22 protein-coding genes are annotated in these 22,863 nt (G+C 42.7%); 15 read left to right on the forward strand and 7 right to left on the reverse strand.

The window, feature by feature from the left end; genetic code table 11:
* Positions 1 to 235 precede the first annotated feature (235 nt).
* The 4 genes from R1T43_RS10420 to R1T43_RS10435 all read left to right on the forward strand — a co-directional run bounded on the left by R1T43_RS10420 (position 236) and on the right by R1T43_RS10435 (position 4,162).
* On the forward strand, positions 236 to 1,390 hold the full coding sequence (locus tag R1T43_RS10420) for an acyl-CoA dehydrogenase family protein (RefSeq protein ID WP_317348641.1): 1,155 nt from the start codon (positions 236 to 238) through the stop codon (positions 1,388 to 1,390).
* A 47-nt stretch (positions 1,391 to 1,437) separates the two neighbouring features.
* A complete protein-coding gene (locus R1T43_RS10425) occupies positions 1,438 to 2,568 on the forward strand; it encodes an enoyl-CoA hydratase/isomerase family protein (protein ID WP_317348644.1) in 1,131 nt (376 codons plus the stop codon).
* A 148-nt stretch (positions 2,569 to 2,716) separates the two neighbouring features.
* Entirely contained in the window at positions 2,717 to 3,580 is an 864-nt protein-coding gene (locus R1T43_RS10430; RefSeq protein ID WP_317348646.1) for a putative RNA methyltransferase, read from the forward strand.
* Positions 3,581 to 3,604: 24 nt separating this feature from the next.
* Entirely contained in the window at positions 3,605 to 4,162 is a 558-nt protein-coding gene (locus tag R1T43_RS10435; protein ID WP_317348647.1) for an HAD family hydrolase, read from the forward strand.
* 203 nt (positions 4,163 to 4,365) lie between these two features.
* On the opposite strand, the gene R1T43_RS10440 is transcribed toward R1T43_RS10435, so the two are convergent.
* On the reverse strand, positions 4,366 to 5,883 hold the full coding sequence (locus tag R1T43_RS10440) for a DUF3413 domain-containing protein (RefSeq protein WP_317348648.1): 1,518 nt from the start codon (positions 5,881 to 5,883) through the stop codon (positions 4,366 to 4,368).
* Positions 5,884 to 5,895: 12 nt separating this feature from the next.
* Complete coding sequence (locus R1T43_RS10445) at positions 5,896 to 6,111, reverse strand: DUF1414 domain-containing protein (protein ID WP_211070924.1); 216 nt, start codon at positions 6,109 to 6,111, stop codon at positions 5,896 to 5,898.
* 160 nt (positions 6,112 to 6,271) lie between these two features.
* Between R1T43_RS10445 and yejK the strand changes: the two genes are divergently transcribed.
* The 3 genes from yejK (at position 6,272) to R1T43_RS10460 (ending at position 9,317) form a co-directional block, all read left to right on the forward strand.
* Entirely contained in the window at positions 6,272 to 7,336 is a 1,065-nt protein-coding gene (gene yejK / locus R1T43_RS10450; protein WP_317348650.1) for a nucleoid-associated protein YejK, read from the forward strand.
* 65 nt (positions 7,337 to 7,401) lie between these two features.
* Positions 7,402 to 8,277 (forward strand): 6-pyruvoyl trahydropterin synthase family protein, encoded by an 876-nt coding sequence (locus R1T43_RS10455; protein ID WP_211070922.1) that lies wholly within the window; start codon positions 7,402 to 7,404, stop codon positions 8,275 to 8,277.
* 152 nt (positions 8,278 to 8,429) lie between these two features.
* The gene (locus R1T43_RS10460; RefSeq protein ID WP_211070921.1) at positions 8,430 to 9,317 is read left to right on the forward strand and encodes a M23 family metallopeptidase; all 888 of its coding nucleotides are present in this window, start codon (positions 8,430 to 8,432) and stop codon (positions 9,315 to 9,317) included.
* A gap of 208 nt (positions 9,318 to 9,525) precedes the next feature.
* Here R1T43_RS10460 and R1T43_RS10465 read toward each other — a convergent pair whose 3' ends face one another.
* Positions 9,526 to 11,310 (reverse strand): M61 family metallopeptidase, encoded by a 1,785-nt coding sequence (locus R1T43_RS10465; protein ID WP_317348654.1) that lies wholly within the window; start codon positions 11,308 to 11,310, stop codon positions 9,526 to 9,528.
* Positions 11,311 to 11,439: 129 nt separating this feature from the next.
* On the opposite strand from R1T43_RS10465, the gene R1T43_RS10470 reads away from it, so the two are divergent.
* The 4 genes from R1T43_RS10470 to R1T43_RS10485 all read left to right on the forward strand — a co-directional run bounded on the left by R1T43_RS10470 (position 11,440) and on the right by R1T43_RS10485 (position 14,665).
* Positions 11,440 to 12,123 carry a PilZ domain-containing protein gene (locus tag R1T43_RS10470; protein WP_211070919.1) on the forward strand — a complete coding sequence of 228 codons (684 nt, stop codon included), beginning with the start codon at positions 11,440 to 11,442 and terminating at the stop codon, positions 12,121 to 12,123.
* Between the two features lie 57 nt (positions 12,124 to 12,180).
* The gene (locus tag R1T43_RS10475) at positions 12,181 to 12,642 is read left to right on the forward strand and encodes a DUF962 domain-containing protein (protein WP_317348657.1); all 462 of its coding nucleotides are present in this window, start codon (positions 12,181 to 12,183) and stop codon (positions 12,640 to 12,642) included.
* Positions 12,643 to 12,761: 119 nt separating this feature from the next.
* The gene (locus R1T43_RS10480; RefSeq protein ID WP_211071093.1) at positions 12,762 to 13,841 is read left to right on the forward strand and encodes a sensor histidine kinase; all 1,080 of its coding nucleotides are present in this window, start codon (positions 12,762 to 12,764) and stop codon (positions 13,839 to 13,841) included.
* Positions 13,838 to 14,665, forward strand: a complete 828-nt coding sequence (locus tag R1T43_RS10485) for a LytR/AlgR family response regulator transcription factor (protein ID WP_013784030.1) — start codon at positions 13,838 to 13,840, stop codon at positions 14,663 to 14,665. Before R1T43_RS10480 ends, R1T43_RS10485 begins: the two co-directional genes overlap by 4 nt.
* 184 nt (positions 14,666 to 14,849) lie before the next feature.
* Here R1T43_RS10485 and R1T43_RS10490 read toward each other — a convergent pair whose 3' ends face one another.
* The 3 genes from R1T43_RS10490 to R1T43_RS10500 form a co-directional block, all read right to left on the reverse strand.
* The gene (locus R1T43_RS10490; RefSeq protein ID WP_317348662.1) at positions 14,850 to 15,845 is read right to left on the reverse strand and encodes an ATP-dependent 6-phosphofructokinase; all 996 of its coding nucleotides are present in this window, start codon (positions 15,843 to 15,845) and stop codon (positions 14,850 to 14,852) included.
* Positions 15,846 to 16,028: 183 nt separating this feature from the next.
* The gene (locus R1T43_RS10495) at positions 16,029 to 16,358 is read right to left on the reverse strand and encodes a hypothetical protein (RefSeq protein ID WP_317348663.1); all 330 of its coding nucleotides are present in this window, start codon (positions 16,356 to 16,358) and stop codon (positions 16,029 to 16,031) included.
* Positions 16,358 to 18,001, reverse strand: a complete 1,644-nt coding sequence (locus R1T43_RS10500; protein WP_317348666.1) for a response regulator — start codon at positions 17,999 to 18,001, stop codon at positions 16,358 to 16,360. Before R1T43_RS10500 ends, R1T43_RS10495 begins: the two co-directional genes overlap by 1 nt.
* Positions 18,002 to 18,193: 192 nt before the next feature.
* Here R1T43_RS10500 and R1T43_RS10505 point away from each other — a divergent pair, with 192 nt between their 5' ends.
* From R1T43_RS10505 to rluF, 4 genes are all read left to right on the forward strand, one after another.
* Positions 18,194 to 18,679, forward strand: a complete 486-nt coding sequence (locus R1T43_RS10505) for a VC2046/SO_2500 family protein (RefSeq protein ID WP_317348669.1) — start codon at positions 18,194 to 18,196, stop codon at positions 18,677 to 18,679.
* An 86-nt stretch (positions 18,680 to 18,765) separates the two neighbouring features.
* Positions 18,766 to 19,761, forward strand: a complete 996-nt coding sequence (locus R1T43_RS10510) for a rhodanese-related sulfurtransferase (protein WP_211070912.1) — start codon at positions 18,766 to 18,768, stop codon at positions 19,759 to 19,761.
* A 61-nt stretch (positions 19,762 to 19,822) separates the two neighbouring features.
* Complete coding sequence (locus tag R1T43_RS10515; protein WP_013784036.1) at positions 19,823 to 20,065, forward strand: EF-hand domain-containing protein; 243 nt, start codon at positions 19,823 to 19,825, stop codon at positions 20,063 to 20,065.
* 136 nt (positions 20,066 to 20,201) lie between these two features.
* Positions 20,202 to 20,942, forward strand: a complete 741-nt coding sequence (gene rluF / locus R1T43_RS10520; protein WP_211070911.1) for a 23S rRNA pseudouridine(2604) synthase RluF — start codon at positions 20,202 to 20,204, stop codon at positions 20,940 to 20,942.
* A gap of 46 nt (positions 20,943 to 20,988) precedes the next feature.
* On the opposite strand, the gene R1T43_RS10525 is transcribed toward rluF, so the two are convergent.
* The gene (locus R1T43_RS10525; RefSeq protein WP_317348675.1) at positions 20,989 to 22,116 is read right to left on the reverse strand and encodes an alpha/beta hydrolase; all 1,128 of its coding nucleotides are present in this window, start codon (positions 22,114 to 22,116) and stop codon (positions 20,989 to 20,991) included.
* Positions 22,117 to 22,863: the final 747 nt, after the last annotated feature.

The following is a 22,863-nucleotide window of genomic DNA, read 5'->3' on the forward strand; positions in this document are numbered from 1 at the left end:
TTTCTAACTGTATGTCTTTATTTATTATTTTGAGGCTAAAGGGGTTAGAATTTTGGGTAAATTACCTTCATATTTGTCACATTTATTTTACATTAACTTTATTTATTTTTGATGTTTACGTTTACGTGAAGGTAAGTTGTTAGATACTGTATTTACGACTGACAACGCTATGGTTGCGTTTCACTTGAAACTAATATTACAAATTACCAATTTATAACCCAGAAGGGCAAGTAACATGAATTTCGACCTTTCAGATGATCAACTCGCCTTTGAAGAAACTGCTCGCCAATTTGCGATGCAGGAGTTTGCACCCCATGCAGCACAATGGGACAGAGACCATCATTTTCCCATAGAGGCCATTAAAAAAGCGGGTGAACTAGGTTTTTGCGGTTTGTATACACCTGAATCAGAAGGCGGATTGGGGTTATCGCGCCTCGATGCATCTATCATTTTCGAGCAGCTTTCTATGGGATGTACCACCACCACGGCCATGCTGACAATTCATAACATGGCCACGTGGATGATTGCGACTTGGGGCCAAGAAGCCGTTAAAAAGCAATGGTGTGACGTACTTGTATCAGGTGAAAAACTGGCGTCTTATTGCCTAACTGAGCCCGGTGCAGGCTCAGATGCTGCTTCATTAAAAACCAAAGCTACGCCAGTAGACAATGGCTATGTGCTTAACGGCGCAAAAGTGTTTATTTCTGGCGCAGGCAGTACCGACGTGCTCGTGGTAATGGCGCGTACCGGAGGAGATGGCCCAAAAGGGATCAGTGCCTTTGCCGTTCCAGCTGATGCTGAAGGTATTATTTATGGCAAAGCAGAAGAAAAAATGGGCTGGAATGCCCAGCCAACCAGAATGATCACTTTCGACAATGTAAAAATTGATGCGTCGTGTCGCCTAGGTGATGAAGGGCAAGGCTTTAAAATGGCTATGCAAGGGTTAGACGGTGGGCGAATTAATATAGCTACGTGCTCCATAGGAACAGCGCAACAAGCGCTCAATGTGGCCAGGCAGTATCTCACTGAACGTGAGCAGTTTGGAAAACCCATAGCTACCTTCCAAGCGTTGCAATTCAAACTCGCGGATATGGCAACCGAATTAGTCGCAGCCCGTCAAATGGTTAGAATGGCGGCCAGTAAGCTTGATAGCAAACATGCCGATAGCAGTACATATTGCGCAATGGCCAAACGGTTTGCGACAGATGTGGGTTTTAAGGTGTGTAACGACGCGTTACAGTTACATGGTGGATACGGTTATATCAAAGAATATCCGCTAGAACGTCACGTAAGAGATGTACGGGTACATCAAATACTAGAAGGCACGAACGAAATTATGCGAGTCATAATCGGTAGGCGCTTGCTAAGCGATGAAAACAGCGTTCTGTGATAACAGGCGCGGTGGCAAAGAATAGGTGATGCAACAAGGAGTAAAAAGTGGAACACACAGAATCAGTAGTGGTTGTTGAAGAAATCACAACAAACTCAGGGCATATTATTGGCGTGCTTACCCTTAATAAGCCTAAAGCCCTAAATGCGTTAGATTTAGAAATGGCGAGTTTGTTATTAGACGCACTACAAGCATGGGAAAATAGAAACGACCTTGTTTGCGTAGTGTTAAAAGCCGCAGGTGAAAAAGCATTTTGTGCCGGTGGCGATATTGTATCTATGTACAACGCCATGCTTGAATCGAATGGCGAAATCCCTGACTTTCTCGCTTCTTTTTTCCGTACCGAGTATACCCTTGATTATACCATTCACCACTATGCTAAACCCATTATTGTGTGGGGGTCTGGCATCGTCATGGGCGGTGGAATGGGGTTAATTTGTGGTGCAAGCCATCGCGTAGTTACCGAAACGTCCCGCCTTGCGATGCCTGAAATAACCATCGGATTGTACCCTGATGTAGGTGGCAGCTATTTTCTGCCACGCTTGCCAGGTAAAACCGGGCTTTTTTTGGGACTTACCGGTGTGCAAATGAATGGGGCTGACGCGTGTTACGTAGAATTAGCTGACGTATTAGTAGCGTCAGATCAACAACCGGCGATGTTTGATGCGCTGCAAAGCTTTTCATGGAAACTTGATGATGAATCTGAGTCCCTTAACGTGCAAGTCACCGCTATATTAGACGGCCTAAACGCACCAGAAAGTAAGCTAACGGAAAATGTAGAATCTCACCGAGCGGTTATTGAGAAATGGTGTGAACCAGTCAACGTCACCGATGTGGTTAATAACCTATTATCAGCGGATGTAAGCGAAGATAAATGGTTAAGTCGGGCGCAATCTACACTGGCTAAAGGGTCGCCTATAACCGCGCACTTAGTGTTTGAAGAGTGCAAACGTGGCGCTGAGTTGTCTTTGGCTGATTGCTTTCGTATGGAAGCGATTATGTCTTGTCGCTGTGGTCAACACGGAGAGTTTCAGGAAGGTGTACGCGCACTACTAATAGAAAAAGACTTATCGCCAAATTGGAAATACAAGAAAGTGGAAGATGTGCCAGAAGAGGTTGTTGCCTCTTTCTTTGACTCACCATGGACCAATGAAGCCCACCCTTTGGCTGATTTGTAGCCAGGCTTCACCGTGTGAGGGTTCCTTCGTGTTAAAACACGTAAACACTTTCACAACCTAGTATCAACGCTGAAGCAGTCACGACACCGGCGGCGAAGTTTGGTAAACTCGCCGCCAATATTAGACAGTTTTACAGTGGACTCTTTTTATGTGGCAATGCCCACTTTGCCGAAGCCCAATCGATATGAGTGCCTCGGTTATTCAATGCAGCAATAATCATAGTTTTGACAAAGCGAAAGCAGGCTACGTTAATCTTCTTCCCGTACAATTTAAAAATTCCAAGTCACCTGGTGACGACAAAAGTATGGTTCGCGCCCGAAGAGAGTTCCACGATCTAAATGGTTATGGCCCCTTAAAGCAGCGCATGACAGATATAGTGGCGCAGTATTACACCGATACCCGTAGTAGTGACAATGCTGATATCAATGCAAAGCCAGAACTTGCGATCTACGATGCAGGGTGTGGAGAAGGGAGTTACCTAAACGCCCTAGTAACAGGTTTAGAAGCCATTGGTATCCACACTAGCGGCAGCGGTAGTGATATCGCGAAAATTGCGGTGGAATTAGCGGCTAAGGCGTATAAATCGCAGCAGTTTGTTGTGGCCAGTAGCTTTGATTTGCCTATTGAGTCAAATACTCAAGATGTGGTTATTCAGGTTTTTGCCCCCGGAAGCAGTGAAGAGTATGTACGTGTGTTGAAAGCGGGTGGGTTTTTACTTACCGTGGATCCTGCGCCCATGCACTTGTTCGAGTTAAAGTCATTGGTATATGACAACCCCGCAAAACATGCTGTAGACAAAGAAACGCGGGTGGGTTTCGAACAATCTATGGATGAAACAGTCAATTATCCCCTGCATTTCGACAACGATGAGCAAAAAATCGCGTTGATTAAAATGACGCCGTATTACTGGCGTTTACCACCGGACAGATTGGCAGAAATTGTTGAGAAGCTAAACCAAGTCACCGTTGATTTTCGTGTTCAAGCTTGGCTAAAAATGCCAGAGACCGCTTGAGTGCATTTGAAGAGAAAGCACAACATGGGTTCACACACAGTTAAAGCCTTATTTTTAGACCGTGATGGGATCATTAATGTCGATCATGGTTATGTGGGGCAGTACGAAAATTTTGAATATGTTGACGGTATATTCTCGCTAATAAAGCGTTTTGAAAAAGCAGGCTATAAAATTATTATCGTTACTAATCAGTCGGGCATTGCACGCGGTTTATATTCCGAAGATGATTTTAACGCTTTGATGAGCGCTGTTCAGCAAGACTTTTACCAAGCCGGTATCGGCGAGGTTTCTGTCTATTTTTGCCCTCATCATCCAGAGCATGGCATTGGCGCGTACAAAAAACAGTGTGAGTGCCGGAAACCAAACCCAGGCATGCTACTTCAGGCCGCAGAAGAGCATGCTATATCACTACCTTTGAGCATCATGGTTGGTGACAGTTGGCGAGATATACAAGCAGGGCAAAAAGTAAGTTTATCCCACTGCTATTTTGTTTCCCGTAAAGCCCCGCCAGCTGGAGTAGAGCTAAGCAATGTCATTCAAGTCACATCTTTGAACGACATTCCTGTTCCCAGTAGCGTTTAACTCACATTTTCCTTAATGCTTTCCTTCACGTTGGCTAATGGCTAATGGCTAATGGCTGGGGCGCTAATTGAGTCTAGTAAGCAGAATGAAGAGAAAGCAAAGCTGTACGTCAAAAGCATTTGCGTTGAGAGTGCGTTAAAAAGCATTTTGAACGGATACAAAAAAGGCGCCCAAGTTTGAAGTGAAGTGGCGCCTTTCACGTTTTAGTTTTGGTTAGAAAACCGAGACAAGTGTTTGATGGCTTGGCTCAATAAATCAACGTTAAGCGGTGCATTGCTGCGTTTGCCTGTAGCAACGTCAGTAATTTCGTAACTACCGTTACTTAACACATCAGTACGTTTTCCATTGTGGAACACCACAATACGCTCACCAGAGGTACTGACTAGCCATTTGCGGTTTGGGTTTAACAAGTTTTGACCCGTCGAGTAGAAGGTTGTAGGCGCCGCGCATCCAAGGGCATTCATAATTGTAGGCGCAAGATCTTCAGTGCTAGCGATATCAGCACTTAGCGACATGTTGCTGTAAAGCATACCTTGCGAGCTTTCGCTCCCGAAACCGGTAGCAATCATTACCTTGTTGGTTTGCAGCATGTTTTGCGTTACGTAGCCTTCAATCGCAGATGCAGGTAAAAATGCCAAGTGTAACCCATTGTGATTGTTTGAAAGAGGCTGGCGATAACTAGTAAACAAATCGTCAGGTAAACTTTCATCAAAATGAATAGAGACAGGCATTCCTAGTCCAACGGGTAAGGCGAGTAGCACAGGGCGCTTTTTACTTAATGAGTCTTGATAAATCTCTGGTACACCAAACAAGGTGGTGGTTATCAACCCTTGTAAACTACTGGCGGTAGAATGGTAGTTTTCTAACGCATCAAGCCCAAGTGTGTCGATACCAGCAATAGGGGCATCATCAATCTGCACTATCACTGTCATGTTCTTACCGGAATCTATAGAGCAATATACAGGCTCCGCAGGATAGCTAATATTATGAATGTCGGTATTAAACTGCAGCTGTTTTCGCTCTTCATAGGCGGCTAAATCAAGTAAGCCATAACGCGACATGGTAGTTTTAGCCGTAGCTGGGTACGACAGCGGAAACATATTATCTTGCTTGATGATAGGCTGATAAAGTTCGGCATCGGCCCAAACATGCACTGCATGACTGGTAACAAAACACACCACAAAAAAGCTGGCTACTGGTACACCAATTTTATGCTGTGAAAAGCGCTCGACCCTTTTCCAAATAGCATTGGCAAGCACAAGTTGAAAGCCTAACCACACTAAAAACAGCATGAATAAATAAGCCCACTGTTGCCAATAGAATTCACTTATTTGCGTTTGTGCTTCAGTTTTAAGCAAATCGGCAGCGTGAAAGCTAATATGAAAACCGGTACGATTAAATAACAACGCATCGAATGCCAGCAAGGCAAGCCCAACCGCAGCAATGATTGACGCACTGGCTTTAATTGCCCTTGGATTGGTGGCTAAATAACACAGGGGCAAAATAAAAATTACAAACCCGAAAAAGGTCATAAAGCCAATATGGCCCAACCAATTGGTGAGTAAATAGAGCGTCCCTACGCCCGTGCCTGGCATGGGTGAAGAAAAAACAAAAATTGATGCAATAACAATGGCTATTATTATGTTCGCTAGTGCGAACCAATGGCCCCAATTAACTAATTTCGTCACTCGCTGGCGGCGAGGAGATTCGGCTAAAATCATAAAAAAGCCTACTTAACCTTGAACACTCTTCTTGAGCACATTAGCAAACTGATCTGCCATGGCTTCGCGTTTGTCAGGACTAACCTGATTCTGTAAAATATGGGTAATCACATTACCTAGTACCATTAGCGATAAATCTCTCCCCGCATCGTTTTCTTCGAGGGTTAGAATGACTTTATTCATTAAGGTTTCAAATTCGGCATTGGTATAACGACTGTTCTGGGGCACTGTTACGCCTCTTTTTTCATGATTTCTTTGATAAAAAGAATGGTTTTACTCGTAAAATGATTATAATCGTTGTTTGAGTGATAACAATCATTCATTCTAAAATCCCGCAATTCCGTTAGTTTTTCTGACATTTTTTAAGCAACAGGACACCCTAATCGCTATGAGTGCACTGATTCATCACTTTGTTGTACACCGTTTAGTCGTTAATAACGAGGATAAAATTGAAGCTATCCCTCGTGACAATTGTTTGGCAGTAACGCCAGAAATTGAGCTTCTCGCACACCAGATTAACCACAGCTTTAATGCTAAGCCAGGTAAAGGGGTGGGTCACTTTGTTTCACAAAGCGATGAAGAAAACACTGATAACGTTGCAGAGTTTTCCGAAGGTCTAAAAAACTACCTAGCGCAGAAAAAAGCGGGCGGCGACAATTTAGAAGAAGAATTTCATAGCTTTTCGTTATCAGCCACTAAGCGATTAGTGAAAACGTTAATAGATACAGGCACAGTAGAAACAGGGTTTCTTATCTTTTGTCAGTATGAATTTTTGGCGACGCAATATTTGATGATTGCGTTGCTAAATACGCGCTCTCACGTTGAAGTGACCAATTCACTGGATTTGTCTGCTCGAGAGCATCTCGATTTGGCACGTATGCAACTGGCAGTTCGTATTGACCTAACCCAATGGGATATACAACCGGAACAGCAGCGCTATGTAAGCTTTATCAAAGGCCGTATGGGCCGTAAAGTGTCTGACTTCTTTATGCAGTTTGTTGGTTGTGAAGAACTGGTTGATGTTAAGCAGCAAAATAAGCAGTTAATTTCGTCGGTAGATGCTTATTTGGCTAGTGAATCGTTAGATCCTCAAGAGCAGCACCAGCACCGCGAAGAAGTGAAAACGTATTTTAAAGAAAAGATTGATGCTGGCGAAAGCTTATCGGTTGATGAGTTAGCGAACAGACTGCCTTCGAACGAAGAAACCAGTAGCAACTTTTCATCATTTACTCAGTCTATGGAAGTACCGCTGGAAAAAGAAATTCAGCCAGATCCCGCCGCACTAAAACAGTTAGCGAAATTTACGGGGCAGGGCGGCGGAGTATCGGTAAGTTTCGAGCGCAAGCTGATGGGCGATCGGGTATTTTACGACCCCGCCACCGATACGTTAACGATTCGCGGAATTCCACCCAATTTAAAAGATCAGCTTAATCGCCAATCTTCTATGGACTAATCACTGCGTTTAACACGTAAAAAACGTATACTAACAACAGAAAACGAACACGATACAAGGGTGTCATGCAACTATTTGTAAACGATTTGACAGTAATGGACTTTTCTTACCTTTGCCCCAAACGCGGCATGGTAGGTGAAAGCTGGATTGTCGATGTAATCCTAACCGGTGAACTTAACGAAGAAAGTATGGTTCAGGATTTTGGAATTGTTAAGAAAGATCTTAAACGACTGATTGACGAATATGTCGACCATAAATTACTTGTGCCTGCAGAATATGCGGGCGCAACGGTTATCCATGATGACGTAAATGAACAGGTTGAAGTGCGCTTTACCTGTGAAGATGCGCGAGAAATTATGCTTCGCTGCCCAGCAGAAGCCTATGCATTTTTGTATTCAGATGTGGTTACCATGGAATCGGTGAGCGTTTATTTAAAAGAGGTGCTTGCCACCCATTTACCCGAAAACGTTGATAACATTACATTGAAGCTGCGTACCGAGGTGATAGAGTCTCCGTTTTATCACTATACCCACGGGTTAAAAAAGCATGATGGAAATTGTCAGCGTATAGCGCATGGTCATCGTTCTCGTATTGATATTTACCTTGATGGTAAAATTAGCGAACAAGAACAAGCTTATTGGGCAAACCGTTGGGACGATATCTATATCGCCACTACGGAAGATGAAATCGCGTACGAAAATCGCAAAATAACCGGTTCAGTCGCTACTCCTAGCGATTATTTCTCGTTTGCTTACGAATCATCACAAGGCTATTTTGAGTTACTTATTCCTAAGGCCGATTGCGAGGTGATCACCACAGATTCAACGGTGGAATGTTTAGCTCAGTACTTGTTAGTTGAGCAAAAGAAACGCACTCCCAACAACCACTGCCAAGTAGTGGCGTATGAAGGTGTGGGTAAAGGTGCCATGGTATCTGACTAATTACCTCATTTTTGTTTAAATATGGTAGGCAAAATCGGGTAAAGACTATTGGCAAGCTTAGGATAAAAGAACAGTACAAGCACGGCACAAGTACTTTATAAATTCGCTATCAATGCGAATCATGTGTGATGAAAGTACGAAAAGGAGTAGTAATGAGTTCTAGGGTTAAGGGGGGAGAGTCTATCCAATCTAGTGTGATTAACTCACTAAAAGTCGCAGCGCGTTCTGCTGGCATGTCAGCCTTACTATTGTTGGGTGGTAGTTTAACTGCCGCTAATGCGCAGCAAGACGGAATAACGTTAAATGGCACTCTAACTCAAGGGAGCTTGATAAGAGGTCAGGTTGCCCCTGATGCTGTCGTTACTCTTGATGGCGAAACATTGTCGCTAAATAGCGAAGGCAAATTCGTTTTTGGTTTTCCTCGCGATGCAGGCCTGTCTCACAAGCTTAAAGTCGAGCTTGCTGATGGCACTATTTCAGTACGAGAAATTACCCTTACTAAACGTGAATACGACATTCAACGTATAGACGGGCTTGATTCTAAAATGGTAACGCCGCCAAAAGCAGTGCTTGAAAGAATTAGGCAAGACAACGTTAATGTGTCGATTGCCAGAAGTAAAGTAACTGATGCCGACGCATTGTTTACACGCTTTGAGTGGCCAGCAAAAGGTCCAATAACTGGCGTTTACGGAAGTCAGCGTGTATTAAACGGTGTGCCTAAGTGGCCACATTTCGGCGTAGACGTGGGAGGCCCAACAGGCGCTCCCGTTACAGCTCCCGTTGAAGGCACAGTCACGTTAGCAGAAGATTTGTATTATTCAGGCAATACGTTAATTCTTGATCATGGAATGGGCGTCTTTTCTACCTTTCTTCACTTAGATTCAATTACAGTGAAAGTAGGCGATACGGTAGCGCAAGGCGAGCAGATTGGCACCATTGGCGCTACAGGTAGAGCAACAGGCCCACACTTAGATTGGCGAATTAACTTGGGCAAAATGCGCCTCGACCCTCAGACGGTAGTGTCGGGAACGCCAGATTAGAGCGGGAACGCCAGATTAGAGCGGGAACGCCTAAATAGACCAACAACGTTCCTTGTCACCTTACAATAAAAAGGGCTACCCAGTGTGGTAGCCTTTTTTGTATTTACTGGTAACTCTTACTATGTGCGTATCTAAAAAAGTGCGAATCTGCAGATACACTAACCTGCAGAGACGTAATTCTACATAAGCAAAGATTAACCGAGGGTGATTAGTTAAGCCCCAACCATGCCGAAAACTTTCTCTCATCCACAATTGAAAAGTGGCACACATCTTCTCGTGCGTTTCTTATATCAAGATCGCCCGTTAGCAATCGGCCATCTCGAATAAGTGAAACGCTGACTTGTCCAGTATTGGTTGCGTCTAAAATCCGCTGTAACTTCGCTTGATTCACCACAAAACCATTTATGGCGATAATGATGTCGTTAACCATAATGCCTGCGTCGGCAGCGGCTAAACCTTCAAAAACTTGCGTAACCGTTAATCCTAATGGAGCTGGCTTACAGTTAGCTCCCAACTGTCGTTTCATGCCCTCGGCACTTGTTTTACCACCCTTATCATCAGCAGATACTTTGCTGCGTGTGATGAGTTCGACACCAATGTTCGACAGCCAATTCTCTAACGGCACGTCTTTAGTGCCGTAAACCACATCGGCAAGGTAGTCAGTAATATCAATATCAAAATCTTGCTTACACAACGTGGCAATAACGTCGTCAGGGGTGCCTTTTTCGTCGCGGCCGTACTGATCCCATAAATGACGCATTAGCGAATCTAAGTTGATTTCGTTATTCGACTTTTCACGTAGCAACAAATCTAGTCCAAAAGCGATAATGCCACCCTTGGTGTAGTAACTAACAATAGAGTTAGCAGCACTGGCATCTTGTTTATAGAACTTTGTCCATGCATCAAAGCTGCTTTCTGCTACAGATTGCTTAAACCTGCCCGCATTTTGCAGTAGTCGAGTTAAGTTCTGCGACACAATATCTAGATATTTTTGTGGGGAGATTGAGCCTGCACGAGCTAATGTTACGTCATCATAAAAGCTGGTAAAGCCCTCATAAATCCAAAGTTGATTGGTATAGGTTTCTTTTTGTAAATCAGGCTTAACCATCACCTCGGGTTTAATACGCTTCACATGCCATGTATGGAAAAGTTCGTGGCTACACAAACTTAAAAACGTAATGTAACCATCGGTTTTCGTATCGCTTTCGCCCACCATAGGTAGGTCGAAACGCGGAAAGAGCAGGGCGGTAGAATCGCGGTGCTCTAAACCACCAAAGCCAGTATCAGCCAATAACGTCATAAACAAATAACGTCTAATAGGCTGGGGATCGCCAAATAACTGCATGTGGTGCTTACAGATTGGGGTTAAGTCATTAGCAATACGCTCTATGTCGAGGTTATTTCTACCAGAGAATAACAACTCGAAGGTAACGCCTTCCACTTCAAAACTGTGAAAGTTACATACCCCAATATAAAGTGGATGGTCGATAAACTCAGCATAGTCTGCCACTTCATATTCCCAACTATCTGGCATATCTTCGCTCATTGGCATACTGGTATAGGCACGCCAATTCGCTACAGCGGGTTTAATAATTTGCAATTTACATGGCTGTTGTTCAAAGCCTTCAACACTTAGAAATGCACTGGTACCGTTAATAAAGGCATACTCGTCATTAATAAACGCAGAACGCACTGATAAGTCGTTGGCATGCACTCGATAAGTAATAGTGACTGCCTCACCCTGGGTATCGGCCTGCCACGTTTGCTTATCTAATTTTGTGCAAGTAACCGGTTCGCCAGAAGCAGTATTGTTAGCCGTTAACGACACTATATTTTTGGCAAAGTCTCTCACCATGTAACTGCCAGGGATCCAAGACGGTAACGTGAGCGATAAAGTTTGTGATTCGTGAGAAGGCACGGTTAACGTTACATCAAACAAATGTTGTTGCCACGAGTAAATCGACAGTTGGTAGTGAAGTGAAGCGCTATTCATGGTGACCTTTATAAAAAATTATTCGTATCTTAAAAATATGGCGACATCATGCCTGATAGAGAAGGTTTTGTCAGCCGACACAAAATTGGTTACATTTAGAGTAAGTATAATAAGAATGTTCTTAAATACATGTCAGATAATGCAGTAAGTAGTCAACTTAACCGACAAGACGTCGATAATTTGTGTGCCTTGCCACCGGGTGCAGTGGTAGATTTACAAATTACGACACCAACGGCGCCTAAGCGTGTGAAAACCGCTTATGTAGGAATGGAACTGGCGACCTGCATGATATTCCAGATACCCACTTCCGCAAAATGGATAGTTGTCAGAGACTTATTGACGGTGGGTAACGACGTAGTAGTACGCTTTGTACTTGAAGGCGATGCCGGGCAAGTTATAGCGTTTAGGGTAAAGGTTCTCAAATTATTGGCTAAACCCTCAGGGTTATTGATTACCAGCTTTCCGCGCCGCATTGAATCTATAGGCCTTCGTGCTAATAAGCGGGCTCAGCCTGGTATAGCGGTTAAAGTGTCGTGTGAAGCCTTCCCTGAATCTGAACATGTGACCGGTATTATTGTGGATATATCTAACGATGGCTGCCGTATAGCTCTGCCGCTTAAGCCTGAATGGCCCATCATGATTGATGAAACTAAAATTGCATTAGTTTATTCAACCGATGGTAAAGAAGCCACGTTGAATGCCACTGTTAAAAATCACCAGTTAGAATCAGACTTTGTTTATTATGGCTTGAAATTCGATAGCGATGACGATGCCGTCAATGCGCTCTTAGCAGGCCATACGCTAATTAGTTAATACGATGTTCACAACAAAAAATTGAAGCAATTATTATAACAATAAGTGGAATTTGCTATGAGAACGATTGAAAAGCTATTACTGCAATACAACGAAAGCCACCAAAATAAAACCAACGTGCTTATTCACGCCATTGCGGTGCCCAGTATCTACTTCGTTACCTTAGGGCTTATTTGGGCAATACCCGTGCCCGATTTCATTGCCGATTTCAATGTGACTTGGGCACACGTTCTTGCCATTCCCATTCTGTTTTATTATTTCAAATTGTCTGGACCCATTGGTGCGGCCATGACACTGCTTACCATTGTTTGCTTCGGTGGTATTAATCTTATTGCCTACTATGGCCTTAATGTTTGGCTGTTCTGTCTATCGCTGTTTGTTGTGATGTGGATACTGCAATTTATCGGTCATAAAATTGAAGGTAAAAAGCCCTCATTTTTGGAAGATCTTCGCTTTTTACTTGTAGGCCCAGCATGGTGGTGGATGCATTGGCTTAAGAGATTGAATATTAGTTATTAGTTGCAGTCACTAATCTTAACAACCCGTGCGACAAGTCGCATATGAAGTACGACCAAGATGCTCCGCAAGGGGCTTACCTTGCGTATAATCTATCAATCAATTCAACCACTGGTAAACATGTGAGCCGCTTTCAGCGCGTTATTGAAAGTAACGAAAGGTTATTTTGGACTTTGCACAGCGCAGGCTGGGCAGGTTTTGCCATCATTTATTATATTGGCTCGTTCCTTCACGATGTAAGGCCAATTTGGGTATTTATAATATTACTCAACGCTTATGCTGGCTGGTTGCTAACTATACCATTGCGTTACGTCTATCGCTGGGCAAGAAAACAGTCGCCGTTGAACATGCTAATGACTGTGATTGCGTCCTGTTATCTGATAGCGTTGCTGTGGGCTGTAGTTAAAAATATAAACTATTGGGAAATATACAAGCATGGCTATCGGCCTGATGCTTGGTACATGTATTTTACCAATACCATTAACTCACTTATCATGGTGGGCTGTTGGAGTGGCGTTTACTTCGGCATTAAGAACTTCCAGATGTTGCAAAAAGAAAAGCAAAATGCGCTTAAAGCCAGCACCATGGCGCATCAAGCGCATATTAAGATGCTGCGTTATCAGCTCAATCCTCACTTTTTGTTCAACACGCTAAACGCTATTTCTACCTTAGTGTTGCTAAAAGAAAACGATACTGCAGAAGCGATGGTCTCTCGCTTGAGCGATTTTTTACGCTATTCTTTGGATAACGACCCTATTAAACGGGTGCCTTTAGGCCAAGAAACAAAGGCCTTGCGGTTATATCTTGAGATTGAAAAAGTACGATTTGATGACAGGCTAGAAGTGGTCTGGAATATTGATGAAGAGTGTGAAAACGCACTTGTTCCTAGCATGATATTACAGCCTATTATTGAAAATGCTGTTAAGCATGCCATCTCTAAAATGGAGAATGGTGGTCAAATTGCTATAACAGCCCGCGCGTTTGGAAACGATTTACTAATGGATGTGGCTGATAATGGGCCCGGTGCCGACATTATAGATGGTCAGTTAAGCCGTGAAAATGGTGTTGGACTGGCGAATATTAAAGAGAGATTGCATTCACTGTATCAACGCAATTTCGCATTTTCTATTGAAGATAATCAGCCGTCGGGTGTACGAGTTCGAATTCGTATTCCCTATGAAGTAAAGGATGTATGCGCATGACAAAGCAAGTAATTAAAACCTTAGTGGTAGATGATGAGCCACTTGCACGCCGTGGACTTCGCGCTAGGTTAGAACGTCATGACGACATTCAGGTGCTTGCTGAGTGTCAAAATGGGCTTGAAGCGGTAAGTAGCATTTCACAACTTCGTCCTGACTTAGTGTTTCTTGATATACAAATGCCTGGGCTAAATGGCTTTCAGGTTATTCATAAGTTGCGTGAGCTCAATCAACCGATCCCCATGGTAGTGTTTGTTACCGCGTATGACAGTTATGCGATTAAAGCATTCGATGTGCATGCGTTAGACTACTTATTAAAGCCAGCAGACGACGAACGTCTTAAAGATGCTTTAGTGAAAGTACGAGAATACTTCGCCACACAGCATCAAGATGAACAGTCTAAACGCTTAGTGAATTTGGTAGCCGAATTGACTGGCGACGATTGCGAAGAAATCTTACGTAAGCTCGCCAATGGTGAACCGGTAGAAACCAATCCTTACCCCGATGTATTGGCCATTAAAGATGGTTCTGAAGTTACCAGAGTGAATGTGCAAGATATACAGTGGATAGATGCAGCAGGTGATTATATGTGTGTACACGCATTAGATGGCATGCACATTATGCGCAAAACGATGAAAGAGCTTGAGCAAGAGCTTAACCCTCAATGGTTTGTTAGAGTGCACCGTTCAGCCATCGCGAATATCCGTTTCGTGAAAAAGTTAGTAAGCCACATTAGCGGTGAATATCACCTCATTTTGCAAAATGACACCGAACTAAAAGTAAGTCGTAGTCATAGAGACAAAGTAAAAGCCGCTATGAAAATGTAAGCTAATAGCTTGAGTGCATGAGCTTTAAACTGATAATGCAAACAACCAATTTAATGAAAAATGCCCGAGAAATCGGGCATTTTTATTTCTACTGACAAATTAGTCTAACTTTTTGATATAAAATATTAAGTTATGGTTATGCGTAACTTTTTCTTCGATGCTATAACAATTAATCAGGCGTATTTCAGTATCGCTCATTCATGATGGTGAGCATGGTTTCCATACTAGAAGGATTTAGTGGTTTGTCCTTCTCCCATGTTTGCGTAAGGGGAATTTCACTGGGCGTACCATTGAGTTCTCCAACCATAACACCGTTGATGTCACTGCCCACTAAATTCACAGCATAGGTGCCTAATTTAGTGGCAAGCAACCTGTCTTGACTCACCGGTGAACCACCACGCTGAACATGACCTAGCGTTACAGGACGAACTTCAGACTGAGTTTTCGAAACCAGTTTGTCGGCCAAATCATTAAGTCCACCAGGCCACACATTTTCAGCTACCACTATGATAAAACTAATGGCACCTTTGAGTTGTCTTCTCTTCTCAATTTGCCCAGTAATTTTATCGAGCTCTGCATCACATTGCTCAAAGGTTTCTGGCAAAATAACGTAATCAGCCGCCGAGGCGAGGGCTGAATTCAACGCAAGAAAACCGGCATGTCTGCCCATCACTTCTACAATGAAAATGCGCTCAAACGCGTCTGCAGTGTCTCTGACTTTATCGATTGATGAAACGACGGTATCGATAGCGGTGTAATAACCAATGGTGGCATCGGTGCCAGCGACATCATTGTCAATGGTGCCTGGAATACCAATAATTTGACCGTGCCAGAAATCTGCCAAATGATCAGCACCTCTAAAAGACCCATCACCGCCAATCACAATAAGGGTATCAATCTCTAGTTTTGTAAGGTTAGTGGCAGCAGTTTTTGCACCTTCGTCGGTTTTGAACGGTTCGCAACGGGCGCTGTGCAGTACGGTGCCTCCTTGCTGAATGAGGTTGTGTGTTGCTTGAGGCGCAAGTATTTCGTACTCTTGCTCAAGTAAGCCGTTATAACCATGCTGGTAACCAAACAGCATAAATCCTTGTCTTTCACAGGCTATAACAATAGCTCGAATACAAGCATTCATTCCTGGCGCATCACCACCCGATGTTAGCACTGCAACGCGTTTCGACATGTTTATATCCTTTTCTTGTCTACTTGATAACGCCTCTTTAAAAGATGTTACTACGAACAAGGCGCTAGACCATACCGTAACATGGCAGCATCAAAACCACACCGCCAATAAAATCTTGTGTTGCCTGATAGTTGCTGGCTTTAAAGCACCGCATAACCCTTGGTATCAAAAACAACCCGCTACTTAATAATCTTTAGGGGGTAAACTTTCTTTGTTAACCGCCGCTTTGGTTTTTTTACCAATGGCTTGTTGCTCACCCTTACAAATAGTGTCGTAATCATCGCGATAATACCTGAAGTTTTCACATTCACTTTCATAACGTTTTTTCGCTGACATAGCTTGCTGAGGGTAGCGATTATCATTCATCACTTTTGACAAGCTTTTGCATACATGTAATTGACGATTTACTTCTACAATATCTTCACAAGGTGGTGTTTGGCTGCATCCATTAAGTGCTAAAACTGAAAGTAGGCTAGCAAGCGCACAGATTTTTTTAATTAGGGTTATTGTCATTATGTAATTCCCATAAAAGTGTCTAAGTCGTTACGTAGCGTAGAGTATTTCTCTTCGTGTTGCGCCTTTAGTGGCATGTCATCAATAAGTTTATAAAGTCGACGACATTCTTTAAATAAATCTGGATCTGGCTTTTGGTTTTTGCTTAATATCTGTAATAAGCACTGTAATAGGTTGAGGGCTACACCTGTATTTACCGGAGAAAAGCCTTGTGCAAGGGCAAAGGAGTCTTTTGCTTTTTCATACTGTCCTTGTTGGTAAAGCTGAATGCCTTCACGGTTGAACTGCTGATAGTTAGTAAGATTCTGCTGGGCTTTGACCGACTCAGAATGCAATAAAAATTCGCTGTTGGAATCGAATTCTAAACTCTGCTGTTTAATAATATCTTGTAATTGCAATGCATCTTCAAATTCCCCAAGGTCGTACATGACTTTAAGACTATCCGGGATAAATGCGATTGGCGGGGTGGTGTACTTTTCGTCTATGGCAGCTTGTGATTGTGCCAAATTCTTTTTGGCATCTAGCATTTTTCCATCAATAGCATTAACGCGGGCGTTAATGATGCTACCAAAAATACTGACATCAAAATCTTCGTCGATACGTAATATATTTTCATCAAACTTACCTCGTTGAAGGGCAAGCAAAGCTTCTTGTTGGTAGCGATTTCGTGTGCGTTTGTCATCGGTATATTCGGCGACATCAAGCAAGCTTCGAATAAATCCACACCAATGCAGGCTGTTCTGATGTACGGTTCTTTTCGATAAGTCCCAAATGGCCAAACTAGACGTAGAGGCTAAAATGTAATCCTTATGGTTTCGGGCTATGGAGCATGCACTAAAATGCCTAGGCAAAGAAAAGGGCGAAAGTTTTATGGCATGATTTATCGCAGAGATCGCGGCTTCGCCCTGATTCTTTGCATCATTGGCTTTCGCCAATACATCATGCGCCTCGGCATTAAACCTGTTGCGTTTGATAATATCCTCGGCAATACCAATGGCTTTATCGAATTTTTCTAAAGCTAGATAGGTTTTCGCCAATGCAACTTTGGCCCAAAGTATTGGCTTTCCATCTAAATAAGGCGCAAGCACATCCAGTGCTTTGTCGTACTGTTCTAGACGCAAATACAATTCAACTAAAAGCTGCTCACACGTGCCTTTATAAGGCGATGGGGTACTAATAAGATCTTCACACAAATCGATAGCATTGTTGATGTTTTCATTGGCCACCTCTTGTAATACTGCCCCTAAAAACTGTCGTTTTTGCCATGCGCGGGTAATACGGGTTTTAAGTTGTACCTGTGAAAAGGGCTTAATAAGATAATCATCAGGGCGCCGTTCAATAGAGCCGAGTACTACCGGGCGCGCACTATCAGCGCTAATTAATATAAACACGGTGGTGGGTTTAATTAAGCGCTTTATTCTCAGCTCTTCAATAAGCTCGAAACCGTTTTTTTTATCTACTCCTAAATGAAGATCGCAAACAACAATATCGAACTTTTGCTTCTTACAGAGGGACAGCGCCTTTTCCGCAGATGACTTGGTAACAACGTCGCTTGCGCCCATGGAATGCAATAATCCACGTAGCAGTAAGAGAAAAGGGCGTTGATCTTCAACAATAAGCACCTGCTTATTCGAAAAGTTCATTTTTCATCCAATGATAACCATGACACTTTAACTACTTGAGAGGTTCTATACATGATTGTTTAAAATAACGATAAGGGCAAGAATAAGCTTAAGAAAAACATTATCTTGCCGACACTATAGGTATGAATTTTCAATCGTCTTATTTTTGTGTCTGATAACGATATAAACACAATTAAATCCATAGACCCCAGTATGGCATGGGAATGGAACGGCACGCTGTCAAAAGCAGCGGGTAATGCCACGCTTTTTGCTTTGTATTTGGCAATGCAACAAAGTGCGTTAGCCGAAACGATATCAATAGAAAGCCCAAGCGAGGACGAAGCCAGTAGTGACATTACGCAACGTTTAGAAGCGCTTAATTTTTACCGTAAAGCACCGCTTTTTGCGAGTGAGTCAGATTGGTTACACATGAATCGACTGTCTCAAAAAATAGCGCATCAAGCAACACAGCAAGAACCCTCATCATTGCAATTTGACGAAGTACGCCTTCACAATGAAATGCACCCAGTGCCTCTTGCACAAACGAATGACGCTAAGAAAATTAGCCAAGATATTATTACTAACTGTTCGTTAGCAACTCAAAAGCGTATTGCCGCTACTTATTCCACCGCTATTGATGAAGACAACACCATGCTTGGTGACATTATTGAGCAGTCTGAGTCCTTTCTTGCCGCCTAGCTGGAAATTTTAAAACTGGTTTGGTATAGTGCGCGCCGCATTTTTGCACTGGTTTTACGTTCCAACTAGCAAAGGTTAACATTACTATGTCTAAATATATCGTTTGCGCGATGTACAAATTTGTTGCGCTTGAAAACTTCGAGGCCATGCGCCAACCACTATTAACTGCCATGGAATCTAATGGCATTAAAGGTACGCTTTTACTTGCCAGCGAAGGCATTAACGGCACAGTTTCAGGCACTCGAGAAGGTATTGATGGATTACTTCAATATCTTAATGCCGACGAGAGAATTAATCCTATCTCTTGTAAAGAATCACTCCACGAAGAACAACCTTTTTACCGCACCAAGGTTAAGCTTAAAAAAGAAATCGTGACCATGGGTGTTGAAGGTATCGATCCACGTAAAACCGTAGGTACGTACGTGAAACCAAACGACTGGAACGCGTTAATAAGCGACCCCGATGTCACCGTGATAGATACCCGCAATGGCTATGAAATCGAAATTGGTACTTTCAAGCATGCTATCGACCCTAAAACTGAGACTTTTCGAGAGTTTCCAGAGTATGTCGCTAAAACATTAAGCCCAGAAAAAAACAAAAAAGTGGCCATGTTTTGCACCGGCGGTATTCGCTGTGAAAAATCTACGGCTTATTTAAAAGAGCAGGGGTTTGATGAGGTATATCATCTGGAAGGCGGTATTCTTCAATATTTAGAAGATGTTCCAAAAGAAGAGTCATTGTGGGAAGGCGACTGTTTTGTATTTGATAATCGTGTGGCTGTGAATCACGATCTTGAAAAAAGTGATTATCATCAATGCTATGCCTGTCGTTTACCGATTACCGATGAAGACATGCAAAGTGAAAAATATGAGTCTGGCGTAAGCTGCCCGCATTGTTTTGGGACCCATACAGAAGATCAACTTTCACGTTTTCGTGAGCGCGAAAAGCAGGTGAATCTTGCCAAGATGAGAAAGCAAGAACACGTGGGTACAGAGGCGCGAATTACCATGGAACAAAAACGTGAAGAAAAGGCTCGTTTACAACGTGAGCGCGCATTAAAAGCAAGAGAAAATCAAGCATAGACACTACTCAATAAGGGCGTTAAACTCACCCTCTATGTAGTTGCTAAAAAAGGGAAAGCGCGTGACCGCTCAACTTTCAGACGAAAAAATTGAAGAAATAAAGAAAGATTTCACCTTCTTCGACCAAGATGGTAATGGTCAAATTGATTTAACGGAGTTTATCGAGTTATTAACCGTTATTTCTCCAAAAACAAAAGCCAGCCATGTACAGGAAGGTTTTAAATTAATAGACAGCAATAACGACGGCTATATCGACTTCGAGGAATTCCTTGAGTGGTGGCAAGAGTGTTGGTGGGAATATTAATACTAACTGAATGTTAAAAAAGCGAGCTTTTAGCTCGCTTTTTTTATAGTAAAATTAACGGTAACAAAATTGAGAGTAAAACCGGCGAGGTTTACTCACGTTATCGTTTAGAAGCAAAAGGGTAAGGACTTTTAGCATGACCTCTGAGGTAACAAAGCGTCTTAATAAATATATCAGTGATACTGGACTGTGCTCACGACGTGAAGCTGATAAATTAATTGAGCAAAATCGGGTTACCATTAACGATAAGCTGCCTGAACTGGGTACTAAAGTAGCGCAGGGCGATCAGGTTAAGGTTGATGGTAAGCTTGTTAAAGCCGTGGCCGAAGACAAATCAGACCGCATTTACTTGGTATACAACAAGCCCATTGGCATTACCTGCACCACCGAGCGCCATGTGAAAGGTAATATTATCGATGCCATTAAGCACAAACAAAGAATCTTCCCAGTAGGCAGACTCGATAAGCCATCAGAGGGATTAATTATTCTGACCAGTGACGGCGATATTGTGAATAAAATCCTGCGTGCTGAAAATGCCCACGATAAAGAATACGAAGTTACCGTTAACCAACCCATCAGTGAACGCTTTGTTCAAAAAATGGCAAGAGGCGTTCCGATTTTAGGCACAGTGACTAAACCGTGTAAGGTAAATGCACGTGGCAAGTTTCAATTTTCAATTATTCTAACCCAAGGCCTAAACCGACAAATCAGGCGCATGTGCGAATTCCTTGGCTACGAAGTGACTAAACTGAAACGCACCCGCATCATGCACTTAGAGCTAGGTAATTTAAAACCAGGCCAATGGCGTAACCTTACGGAAAAAGAGCTAAATCAACTAAATAGCGCTGTTCAAAAATCATCTAAAACTGCAGAGTAGGCGCTATAAAATCAAGCTGCTTAACACACGTGAAGGGCTTTATACGTTATAAGAACAAACCTTGAAGTTGGTCTTTTTGTTCTGTGCTAAGCCCTTTAACTGATTGTAATGCTACACCAAGCGCCTGTTTAGCTTCATCTTCCCTATTAAAATGAAGATAAGCATTGATCAGTGCGGTATGTGCATGTAAAGAATGTGGGTAATTTTCTGTATTCCAATTAAGCAGGGCTAGCGCATCGTCTTGCCTGTTTAAGTACTGTAACCACTGCCCATAACCAGCAGCACGATCTTCGGGAATAATCATCGATGTTTTTAACAATGAGGAACGTGTTGCAAAGATAGCCTGTAAATCGGCTAAGGTTTGCGGTGTTTCAGGTATTGCCCAACCATCAAATAAATACTTCACACCATAGTACTGACCAAGTAAGGCAGTGGTGTTATGCGTTTCATTACTAAACGTTTGGCTGGTTACAGCTAGCTGCTGCTTAGGGTAATGCTCAGTGAGTGCTACAAAGTTGGCGAAGGGCTCAGTCATTGTAGGCTCTTCTTGTGCTATAGAAATATACAAGCGCCCTTGCAAACTGCCTCGCTTTAACGCGGTTTCAGTTAATGTAAGTAACTGGCTTTTATTCCAATATAGAGACGGGCTTACTGCTACAACACCATTGAACAAACCTGGTCGTTTCACTAAAGCATTAATAGCAAATTGACCGCCGTGCGAGGTGCCAGCTAACCCTTGGTAATCTAAAGTACGATAACGCGCTTTTACTTCGGGTATCACTTCTTGCTCAACAAACGCTAAAAACAGGTCTGCATTTGCTAATTGCTCTGGGCTTTGTTTATCTGCACTGGTTAAGGTTAGGTCTCTTTCGCGTGTTTCACGAGGGTTCACAATCCCCACAACAATCATCTGTGGTGCCTGATCGAATTTTGCCAAATAATCTAGCGTACCTGCAGTATGAGGCCCCTGAATATCACCATCTGTAACATACAATACAGGGTAATGTGCATCGCTTTTTAAGTAACCTGCAGGCAAATACACTACAAGGTTACGTGTTTCACCAAGCTTTTTACTATTGATAACTAGGTCTTCAGTTGTAAATACAGCTTCAACTGACCACGCGTTATATTGGCTTCCCAATATAAGCAACAATCCGTAAAGTATCCTTTTCATTACATATTTCCCTATTTTTAAATTGTTATATGAAATTTTAACGGGCAATTAAGATTATCTTTCAAACAACGAGTGAGTAGGGCGCAGCTGTGCAGATAACATGGTGTTAGGCATCCCCTTTAATCACATACAGAATGTTAATAATTGCGGACTTTAACAATAGACCTACACAAGACAATAGGCTCTTGAAGGCCATAATAACCAAGGCCACCCCGACCAGTGAATCTACAGGTAAAAAAGTAGACATGTAAATAGCCTGCCCAAGCATAATGCCTATAAAAATGCTTTCGTAAGAAGCATGCCGATCAATGAGCACTATAAAACCTGCCAATACTAGCGCGCCAGTGTAGTAATAGGATGAGATCCAAGGCTCAATTATCACCGATAAAAAAGGGTGAAAAAAAATAAAATAGCAGCACCAAGCAGGGTTGATACAAACAAACCTAAAAGAAACTGTCTCATTAGCTTTTCCCTTTTCCCAATGCCTAACGAGTTGCCGTTTTAGCGAGATCAAATATTGCCAATTAGAGGTGCGTTGGAGTTTATGGTAAAGCGAAAATACCTTCAGGCGTTAGCAGTTCGAAATAAAGGCTTTAGTAATAGCCCAATTAATTTACAAGCCCAACAACAAGATACAGGGAACAAAAGTATAACCCGATAGCTAAATAGGCCAATGAAAAAAAGCTATTAATGGCCCATATACCGTACCAAAATTTTCCGAAAATAAAGGTGGCTCTCCTTAACTTA

The sequence above is a fragment of the Alteromonas sp. CI.11.F.A3 genome (assembly GCF_032925565.1).
Taxonomy (GTDB): domain Bacteria; phylum Pseudomonadota; class Gammaproteobacteria; order Enterobacterales; family Alteromonadaceae; genus Alteromonas.

Bases quoted from the DNA above. Each gene is read 5' to 3' on its own strand.
- R1T43_RS10500 (WP_317348666.1), bottom strand. From the start codon at position 18,001: ATGAACTTTTCGAATAAGCAGGTGCTTATTGTTGAAGATCAACGCCCT.
- R1T43_RS10510 (WP_211070912.1), top strand. From the start codon at position 18,766: ATGTCTAAATATATCGTTTGCGCGATGTACAAATTTGTTGCGCTTGAA.
- R1T43_RS10485 (WP_013784030.1), top strand. From the start codon at position 13,838: ATGACAAAGCAAGTAATTAAAACCTTAGTGGTAGATGATGAGCCACTT.
- R1T43_RS10525 (WP_317348675.1), bottom strand. From the start codon at position 22,116: ATGAAAAGGATACTTTACGGATTGTTGCTTATATTGGGAAGCCAATAT.
- rluF (WP_211070911.1), top strand. From the start codon at position 20,202: ATGACCTCTGAGGTAACAAAGCGTCTTAATAAATATATCAGTGATACT.
- R1T43_RS10455 (WP_211070922.1), top strand. From the start codon at position 7,402: ATGCAACTATTTGTAAACGATTTGACAGTAATGGACTTTTCTTACCTT.
- yejK (WP_317348650.1), top strand. From the start codon at position 6,272: ATGAGTGCACTGATTCATCACTTTGTTGTACACCGTTTAGTCGTTAAT.
- R1T43_RS10440 (WP_317348648.1), bottom strand. From the start codon at position 5,883: ATGATTTTAGCCGAATCTCCTCGCCGCCAGCGAGTGACGAAATTAGTT.
- R1T43_RS10470 (WP_211070919.1), top strand. From the start codon at position 11,440: ATGTCAGATAATGCAGTAAGTAGTCAACTTAACCGACAAGACGTCGAT.
- R1T43_RS10430 (WP_317348646.1), top strand. From the start codon at position 2,717: ATGTGGCAATGCCCACTTTGCCGAAGCCCAATCGATATGAGTGCCTCG.
- R1T43_RS10460 (WP_211070921.1), top strand. From the start codon at position 8,430: ATGAGTTCTAGGGTTAAGGGGGGAGAGTCTATCCAATCTAGTGTGATT.
- R1T43_RS10505 (WP_317348669.1), top strand. From the start codon at position 18,194: ATGGCATGGGAATGGAACGGCACGCTGTCAAAAGCAGCGGGTAATGCC.
- R1T43_RS10420 (WP_317348641.1), top strand. From the start codon at position 236: ATGAATTTCGACCTTTCAGATGATCAACTCGCCTTTGAAGAAACTGCT.
- R1T43_RS10475 (WP_317348657.1), top strand. From the start codon at position 12,181: ATGAGAACGATTGAAAAGCTATTACTGCAATACAACGAAAGCCACCAA.
- R1T43_RS10465 (WP_317348654.1), bottom strand. From the start codon at position 11,310: ATGAATAGCGCTTCACTTCACTACCAACTGTCGATTTACTCGTGGCAA.
- R1T43_RS10435 (WP_317348647.1), top strand. From the start codon at position 3,605: ATGGGTTCACACACAGTTAAAGCCTTATTTTTAGACCGTGATGGGATC.
- R1T43_RS10495 (WP_317348663.1), bottom strand. From the start codon at position 16,358: ATGACAATAACCCTAATTAAAAAAATCTGTGCGCTTGCTAGCCTACTT.
- R1T43_RS10490 (WP_317348662.1), bottom strand. From the start codon at position 15,845: ATGTCGAAACGCGTTGCAGTGCTAACATCGGGTGGTGATGCGCCAGGA.